Origin of the sequence: Synechococcus lacustris str. Tous, from assembly GCF_003011125.1 — a bacterium.
GTDB classification, from domain to species: Bacteria; Cyanobacteriota; Cyanobacteriia; order PCC-6307; family Cyanobiaceae; genus Synechococcus_D; species Synechococcus_D lacustris.
On record NZ_PXVC01000087.1, the window covers coordinates 1 to 7,024 of the forward strand.

A 7,024-nucleotide genomic window follows, 5' to 3' on the forward strand; every position below is an offset into this window, starting at 1 on the left:
GGCGACTCTGCAGACCAAACTAAGACTTAGTTCAATGCGCTGTCCCATGGTCGAACAGCATCTGGTGAACGTGCACCAAGCCAAGACCCATCTCTCCCAGCTACTGCAGGAGGTGGAGCAGGGGCAAGAGGTGGTGATCGCCCGCTCGGGCGTGCCGATTGCGCGGCTGGTGGCCTGGCAGGCTCCGGCCCGGCCGGTTGCAGCACCTGGGGCGATGCGCGGCCAGATCGCGCTGGCCGATGAATTCAATGCGCCCCTGGATGGGTTATTTGAGGCGCTGCAGTGACACGGCTGCCGCAGGCAGTGGTCGAACGGGTGCAAGTGCCGGAGGCGGAGGTGTTCGTTAGCCAGGCCTCGCTGTGGGAGATGGCGATCAAGGTGTCGATCGGCCGCCTGCAGGTGGATTTGCCTGAATTAGAGCGTCAAGTGCCACTGCAGGGCTTCCGTTGGCTGCCGATCAGCAACGCCCATTTGCTGGCGGTGGGGGATCTGGAGACGGATGGCGTCCACAGGGATCCCTTTGATCGCTTGCTGGTGTGCCAGAGCTTGGTTGAACCGATGCTGCTGCTGACCGTGGACAACCAGCTGCGGAGCTATGGCGCCACGGTGATCGTGCTGGGGTAAGCGGTGGGCCTGGGATTACAGAAGGGGTGGATTTTGAAAAGTTTGGCATGAAATTTAAATTCGTTACGCTGCAAAAGCGCAATAACGCGGTTGCAATAGCTATTTGAAAAACTAACTCTTAATTGTGTTACTAGAAACAACTTTATTTGATTTGGATAAACCTGCCAGCTGATGATTTCATCGCTCAAACGGATACGTTGGCAATGGCTGCCTAATCAGTGGCAGAGACGTCATCTCTCCTGACAGCTACCGAACCTTAAGCAGTCCTAGCACCTAGTAACAGATGTTCGCCATTACTAAACGATCTGGATTTCCACTTGCTCAATTAGTGCTTCTGCTCGATTGCACCATGCAGCACGATCCAAACCCAGTTCGCCGGGGTCGTCGTCATAGCGGCACTGCACAGCGAAAGTGCTGAAAGCCCTTAGCGGTTTCAGCTCAGTTATGTCTACGCCGGCTTTTTGCAACAACAGGAGCAATCGAGCGATGTCGTGGGTTGCTGGCGGTTGTACCCCCCTGCTGTGCAGCCAGGCTTTTAGGGTTTTCTCAAGGCATTGCTGGGCTGCCCACCCCCAACTCGGTTCCTCCACATCGGGATCAAGGAGCCTGCGCGCCATCTTTAGGTCGCGTCGCGCAATTCTCAGCAGGCGTGTTGCTTCAGGATTTGCCATCGAGCAACACGCCGTAGCTATAGGCCTCATGCACAACCGAACCGAAATCTTGCGCACGACGGTTTGCTTCACTCGTTGAGTGGAGCACCAAATCGACCGATAGATCCGGCTGGGCTACGGCACCCCACAGCTCACCCAGCAAAGCAAAACGGTCTTGCTGGGCCAGCCATAAATCCGGCGCAGTAATCAGTAAATCAATATCCGAATCCTGGTGGGCTTGCCCGCGGGCGCGCGAGCCAAATAAGCGCACCTCTGCTGACGGAACAAGCTGTTTGATCTGAGCTGCCATCAAGGCAAGCCGCTGGTTGATTGGTGCTGCTGCTGTTATGGCCATAAGTTCATTCTGCTTGGCCGAGTTCATTCCGTCTGCGATAACTGTCAGGAAAGGTACCGGCAGAGTCGGCCACATCAAATAATACCGACAGCATTGCTATCAATAAATGGAGGGTGCTATGGCTGATCTGTTGGTAATTCTTGCCTCTGTTCTACTGAGCCCACCGCGGAGCAACCTGGCGGAATTACTGGCTGATATGCCGGATGTTGGGGTGGACGCCGATTTTCAACGATCGGTTGCTCCACCTTGATGGCGATAACTTCGCCAGCTGCGGAGTGCGGCTGCTGAATCCGTATCAAGCTTGTTGATTGCCATTGCCACTAATTGGCAGCGCAGTGAGCCCAACAATTAGCCAGTATGGATACCCAATCAATCACCCCATGCTTCTAAATCCTTTCTGCGCACTAACTGCTGCCAAGGTGCTGGCCCTTAAATCCTCCGTTGTAGTGCTACTCACCCTGCTGATCAAAGCCAGGTTGCAGATAGCAGCTGGATCTGCAATTGGCATCGCTTTCTTGTTATTGCAAACTTTGGTATTCCTTGCAATCGGCAGTGGGCTGGTGATTGTTGCTGGTGGGTCGGCGCTGTATGCCACAAAGCAACGCCGGCCATCGGCAGCCTGATAGGGGTATTTACCGCTGAAGTATTTCTAAAGTGCAATTTGGTTTAACCAGGGAAATTGAGTGATTTCATACCAGCCACAACTTCGAATGCTTTTTTATTTTCTAACATACGCAGAAATCATTTTTTAGTTTTGCATCTCCTCGCAAGAAAGTATCAATTAATTTAGAATTAAAATCTTGGCAATCGAGCCAATCGCATAACATATTATAGATAGCAACGGTTGAGCAATATATCCAAGCCGATTTTAGGCGCCAGTAGAAAAAACGGTGTGGCCTAGGGGGCCGGTGACCTGGAATTGCAATAAAAAAATAAGAATATCAAAATTATTGGATTTATTGCGTTATTTGATGCAGAATTCTATTAATTACCATCAAAAAAGTGGCTTATGTTCAATACCTCGCAACTCAATACAGAAAAGCTCGGCCGGTTTTTACTGCGTGGGCTGAGGATTGGTGCTAGCACAATCACCTTTGTGGAACTATTTCGCAATCATTGGACTAGTGGAATAAGCGCTGGTGTGGCATGGATTGTATTTCTGCAGGTGGAGCGACGAATACAGAAAGATTCACCTGAAATTGATTCCTAATGGATTTACTTTCTTCAACTATCCCCCCACGCATTGGCTAGAGAACCTGCCAGTACCCGGCACGGGGTGAGCCATGGCGGATCAGGCGTCCCTTTTGCTGGAGCGCCGCCAGATGCTTCTCCACCGCCCGCTGACTGAGCTGCTGGCGTTTAGCCAGGCTACGGGCTGAAAGGGTGGGCTCGATGGCGAGATCCCGCAGGATCAGCGCATCGATCGCGGCTCCCGCCTTAACACCGATCTCCGAACCTATCTCCGAACTGATCTCCGAACGCAGTGAATCGTGGATGGCCTCCAGCTGGTATGCCACGAAGGGCTGCAGATCACCCTGCTGATCGGCCTGCCCGAGTGATTCGTAGTAGCCCTGCTGGCGGGAGCGGATCACCTCCTCGATCGGCAGCCAGGCGAGCAGCGGATTCCAGCGGCTGAGAATCAGGGTTTGCCAGAGGCGCCCGAGGCGGCCATTGCCATCAGCAAAGGGGTGAATGAATTCCAGCTCGTAGTGGGCCACGCAGCTCACGAGCAGGGGATGCCATGTGCTGGCGGCTAGCCAGGCCAGCAGATCAGCCACCAAGACCGGTACACGGGCAGCGGGCGGCGCCATATGCACGAGCTGATCGCCGCGGTAGATACCCACCCCGCCGCTACGAAAGCAGCCAGGGCCGTCGATTAAGCCAGCCATCAACAGCCCGTGGGCTTCCAGTAGATGCTGTGGATTGGCGGGATCCCAGCTGGGCATAGCGTCGTAGGCGTTGATGGCATTGCGAACCTCCTGAATGTCGCGGGCGGGACCGATCACCCGCTCACCATCGAACAATGCAGTTACCTGCTCCAGGCTTAGGCTGTTCTGCTCAATGGCCAAGGAGGCCTGGATCGTGTGGATGCGATTCTCCCGGCGCAGGAGGGGGGATGGCAAAACGTCCTGACGGGCACTCCAGCGGCCGAGAACTTCTGCGATGGCGGCCACCTGGCTGAGCAACGCTGGATTGAGCGTTAGCGGTGGGGAATAGGGGGCGTCATCCCCCAAATGTTCAGGCTGACCGGTCATCGAGGATCGCTCCGGGCGACCTGCCCCGTGATTGTTTTCTTATCACGTTGTAGATCACTGCACCTCCAGATTGCCCATAAATCCGAGCTGGATCAAGCGAGAAGCGGTAGATACCGGGCCAACAAGCTGAATTTACGCGCATTTTGCCGGCAAAAATCGCTTACACCAAAAGGCAAACATAGTTAGCTACGTTTGCCATCACTTCCTCAACAGCAGCAAGGGGGTCTAATTAACGGGCCTGCGATTCATTTAATATCGCCTGAGTATGCAGAAACCTGTAAAAAATGTATTGGAACGAGGTATTTAGACAGGTACATAATTTTTCAAATCAATATCAACGCGTGGGTCGTTGAAATCACCAAAGATTCCAAACTTCCATGGGCAACATTAACTTCGTGTTTAAACGTCGCCAGCTCCTGGGTCTAGGCCTGGCTGGGTTAGGCGCTGCTTTGCTAAAGCCATCCACACCTGCCAGCTCCAGCAACCGAGCGCTGCGGGTGATCGTGGTTGGTGCTGGCTTAGCGGGCCTTGCGGCTGCCCGTTTTTTACAGAAACAGGGCCATCAGGTAACTGTGCTGGAGGGGCGCGATCGCCTCGGCGGACGCACCTGGACCAGCCGAGCCTGGCCAGACCTGCCTATTGATCTTGGAGCCGGCTGGATCCATGGAACTAACGGCAACCCAATCACAGCCCTTGCCATAAGCAACGGCGCCCGTTTGGTGCAAACCAGCCTTGATAGTGCCGAAATCTATGGCCCTGATGGCACCACCCTCAGCACAAGCCAGGAGCAGCAATTAGAAAGCCTCGAAAATCGCCTTTCGGCAGCCATTGCCCAGGCCCAAAAGCAGAAAGGTTCTGATATTTCCCTGCAGGAAATGGTGATTCGTGAGTTCAACTGGGAGAAAATAAGTATTGAAGAGCGTCAGCGACTCCAATACCTCATCAACAGTAGATATGAACAAGAGTACGGCGCAAGCGCCTCTTCACTGTCGGCCCAATGGCTAGACATAGACGAGGCCTACGGCGGTGCTGAAGCCCTACTGGTGCCTGGCTTTGCTGCGATTGTGAATGGCATGGCAAAGGGCTTAAAAATTTTCACTGGCCAACAAGTTCAGCAGCTGAACTGGGACAGCCCAGGACCAGGGGATGGAGTGAGGGTTGTTTGCCGGGCAGGGGCAGGGAAAGAAGAGCGAAGTTTTGAAGCCAAAAAGTTAGTTCTTACGGTGCCACTGGGAGTTCTTAAAGCCGGCACAATTCAATTCAATCCGCCCCTACCGGCCAATAAACAAACAGCAATCAGCCGCCTTGGGATGGGTACCTTAAATAAATGCTGCCTGCGCTTTAGCCGTCCCTTTTGGCCAACAACCGTCGACTGGCTTGGACAAATCCCCTCAGGTTCAGGCCAGCCAGTTTTAGTGGGATTCCAGGCTGGTGCAGCGGCAGTAGCCATGGAAACCATGAACAACGCACACTTAATTGCAAGTGCTATGGAAAGCCTTAGGGGCCTTTTTGGTAAAAATATTCCCGAGCCGATCGGAGCCCAGATAACTCGCTGGCACTCAGATCCCTTCAGCGGCGGCGCCTATTCCTTCAACGCGCTTGGCAGTACGCCAACGGATCGTGAGGAGCTAGCAAAACCCCTAGCCAAACGCTTGTTCTTTGCTGGTGAAGCCAGCCATCCAATGTTTGGTACTGTCCATGGCGCCTACCTCTCTGGCCTAAGAGCTGCCGCCGAACTTCATGCAAATTCCTGATGTTAGAGCGGATTCATAATTTGCTCAATTGAAATTACTGAGCAATGGCAACACATCTACAACGGCTACAGCAACATCTTCACCAAACCCGCCTGCTTGGATCGATCAGTAGCACCATCTACTACGACCAAAACACCTCCATGCCAGCGGCTGGTGCCCCCTGGCGCGGTGAACAACTGGCTTTGCTTGCGGGGCAACTGCACACACGCCAAACCAGCAGTGAATATGCAGAACTGCTGGATGCAGCTGAAGCCGAACTCGGCGCCGAGGCAACCCAGGAACAACGGCGCAATTTGCAACTGCTACAACTTGAATTAAAACGCCAGCGCTGCCTAGATCCGCAACTGGTTAGTGCGATCACGCAAGCTCAATCGCGGGGCAATGCGATTTGGCAAGCGGCCCGCGCCCGCAACGATTTTTCAGCCTTTGCACCGGCACTAAAGGAACTTATTGAGTTGCGCCAACAGCAAGCAAGCCAGTTAGCTAGTGCTGAATCAATAGCCCGCAGCCCCTGGGAAATCCTGGCCCAACCCTTTGAACCAGATGTGAGCAAAGCAAGGCTGAATCAACTTTTCACACCCTTAAAACGCGAGCTGCCAGTTCTGCTGGAGAAGGCAGCAGCAAAGCCGCCAAGCCCCCCCTCTGCCCAGCTGTCTGAGAATTCACAAAACAAGCTTTGCGCCAAACTTTTGCAAAGCTGGGGTTACAACGAAAGCTGTTGCCAACACTCCCGCTCTGCCCACCCCTTTTCCTGCACATTGGGGCCCCAGGATTTCCGAATTACCACCAGAGTGGTTCCAGGGCAACCGCTCTCGGCTTTTCTAGCCACAGCCCACGAATGGGGCCACTCGCTATATGAGCAGGGCCTAGCGCGCTCTGGTGATCACTATTTCCCCTGGCCCCTTGGTGATGCCACCTCGATGGGAGTGCATGAATCGCAGTCGTTATTTTGGGAATGCCGTGTGGCGCGCAGTAAGGAATTTGCTGGGCGCTGGCACCCTCATTTTTGTGCTGAACTTGGCAGCGATCCCTGGAATGGCAGCACAGGTTTTTGGCGCAGCCTTAATCCACTCCAGCCTGGCCTGATTCGAGTTGAAGCAGATGAACTCAGCTATTGCTTACACATCGTGTTGCGCTTTGAGCTGGAACTTGCCTTGATTGAGCAGGAGCTGCCGGTGGAAGACTTACCGCAGCACTGGAATCAACGCCTAAATGAGCTGTTAGGCATTAAGCCAGCAAATGATTCCGAAGGTTGCTTGCAAGATATTCATTGGGCTGAAGGCCTATTTGGTTATTTTCCTAGCTACGCATTAGGGCATCTGATCAGTGCCCAATTAGCGGAAGCAATGGAGAAGGAGCTGGGCGGAGAAGGTGCAATAGCTGCTG

At 53.7% G+C, this 7,024-nt stretch carries 10 protein-coding genes; 7 read left to right on the top strand and 3 right to left on the bottom strand.

Features of this window, described 5'->3' with window-relative positions:
* Both C7K08_RS11840 and C7K08_RS11845 read left to right on the top strand, forming a co-directional pair.
* Nucleotides 1-286 (top strand): type II toxin-antitoxin system Phd/YefM family antitoxin (locus tag C7K08_RS11840; protein ID WP_341272163.1); only part of this gene is annotated, 286 nt, incomplete at its 5' end.
* Nucleotides 283-624: a type II toxin-antitoxin system VapC family toxin gene (locus tag C7K08_RS11845; protein WP_106500804.1), complete on the top strand. Its 342-nt coding sequence runs from the start codon at nucleotides 283-285 to the stop codon at nucleotides 622-624. The genes C7K08_RS11840 and C7K08_RS11845, both read left to right, overlap by 4 nt.
* A gap of 296 nt (nucleotides 625-920) precedes the next feature.
* Here the strand turns inward: C7K08_RS11845 and C7K08_RS11855 are convergent, their stop codons facing one another.
* Both C7K08_RS11855 and C7K08_RS11860 read right to left on the bottom strand, forming a co-directional pair.
* The gene (locus C7K08_RS11855; protein ID WP_161955906.1) at nucleotides 921-1,295 is read right to left on the bottom strand and encodes a HEPN domain-containing protein; all 375 of its coding nucleotides are present in this window, start codon (nucleotides 1,293-1,295) and stop codon (nucleotides 921-923) included.
* On the bottom strand, nucleotides 1,282-1,656 hold the full coding sequence (locus C7K08_RS11860) for a nucleotidyltransferase domain-containing protein (RefSeq protein ID WP_161955907.1): 375 nt from the start codon (nucleotides 1,654-1,656) through the stop codon (nucleotides 1,282-1,284). The genes C7K08_RS11855 and C7K08_RS11860 overlap by 14 nt, the downstream gene beginning before the upstream one ends.
* A 91-nt stretch (nucleotides 1,657-1,747) precedes the next feature.
* On the opposite strand from C7K08_RS11860, the gene C7K08_RS16665 reads away from it, so the two are divergent.
* The 3 genes from C7K08_RS16665 to C7K08_RS11875 all read left to right on the top strand — a co-directional run bounded on the left by C7K08_RS16665 (nucleotide 1,748) and on the right by C7K08_RS11875 (nucleotide 2,839).
* The gene (locus C7K08_RS16665) at nucleotides 1,748-1,879 is read left to right on the top strand and encodes a hypothetical protein (protein WP_255113225.1); all 132 of its coding nucleotides are present in this window, start codon (nucleotides 1,748-1,750) and stop codon (nucleotides 1,877-1,879) included.
* Nucleotides 1,880-2,009: 130 nt separating this feature from the next.
* Nucleotides 2,010-2,252 carry a hypothetical protein gene (locus C7K08_RS11870; protein WP_106500811.1) on the top strand — a complete coding sequence of 81 codons (243 nt, stop codon included), beginning with the start codon at nucleotides 2,010-2,012 and terminating at the stop codon, nucleotides 2,250-2,252.
* A gap of 386 nt (nucleotides 2,253-2,638) precedes the next feature.
* On the top strand, nucleotides 2,639-2,839 hold the full coding sequence (locus C7K08_RS11875; RefSeq protein ID WP_106500808.1) for a hypothetical protein: 201 nt from the start codon (nucleotides 2,639-2,641) through the stop codon (nucleotides 2,837-2,839).
* Between the two features lie 37 nt (nucleotides 2,840-2,876).
* Here C7K08_RS11875 and C7K08_RS11880 read toward each other — a convergent pair whose 3' ends face one another.
* Nucleotides 2,877-3,884 (bottom strand): Fic family protein, encoded by a 1,008-nt coding sequence (locus tag C7K08_RS11880; protein ID WP_106500809.1) that lies wholly within the window; start codon nucleotides 3,882-3,884, stop codon nucleotides 2,877-2,879.
* Nucleotides 3,885-4,261: 377 nt separating this feature from the next.
* Here C7K08_RS11880 and C7K08_RS11885 point away from each other — a divergent pair, with 377 nt between their 5' ends.
* Together C7K08_RS11885 and C7K08_RS11890 are read left to right on the top strand one after the other, a co-directional pair.
* On the top strand, nucleotides 4,262-5,638 hold the full coding sequence (locus C7K08_RS11885) for a flavin monoamine oxidase family protein (RefSeq protein WP_206603845.1): 1,377 nt from the start codon (nucleotides 4,262-4,264) through the stop codon (nucleotides 5,636-5,638).
* A 44-nt stretch (nucleotides 5,639-5,682) separates the two neighbouring features.
* Nucleotides 5,683-7,024, top strand: a 1,342-nt coding sequence (locus C7K08_RS11890) for a carboxypeptidase M32 (RefSeq protein ID WP_106500810.1), incomplete at its 3' end; no start/stop codon positions are given.

Bases quoted from the DNA above. Each gene is read 5' to 3' on its own strand.
- C7K08_RS11855 (WP_161955906.1), bottom strand. From the start codon at position 1,295: ATGGCAAATCCTGAAGCAACACGCCTGCTGAGAATTGCGCGACGCGAC.
- C7K08_RS11860 (WP_161955907.1), bottom strand. From the start codon at position 1,656: ATGAACTCGGCCAAGCAGAATGAACTTATGGCCATAACAGCAGCAGCA.
- C7K08_RS16665 (WP_255113225.1), top strand. From the start codon at position 1,748: ATGGCTGATCTGTTGGTAATTCTTGCCTCTGTTCTACTGAGCCCACCG.
- C7K08_RS11870 (WP_106500811.1), top strand. From the start codon at position 2,010: ATGCTTCTAAATCCTTTCTGCGCACTAACTGCTGCCAAGGTGCTGGCC.
- C7K08_RS11875 (WP_106500808.1), top strand. From the start codon at position 2,639: ATGTTCAATACCTCGCAACTCAATACAGAAAAGCTCGGCCGGTTTTTA.
- C7K08_RS11880 (WP_106500809.1), bottom strand. From the start codon at position 3,884: ATGACCGGTCAGCCTGAACATTTGGGGGATGACGCCCCCTATTCCCCA.
- C7K08_RS11885 (WP_206603845.1), top strand. From the start codon at position 4,262: ATGGGCAACATTAACTTCGTGTTTAAACGTCGCCAGCTCCTGGGTCTA.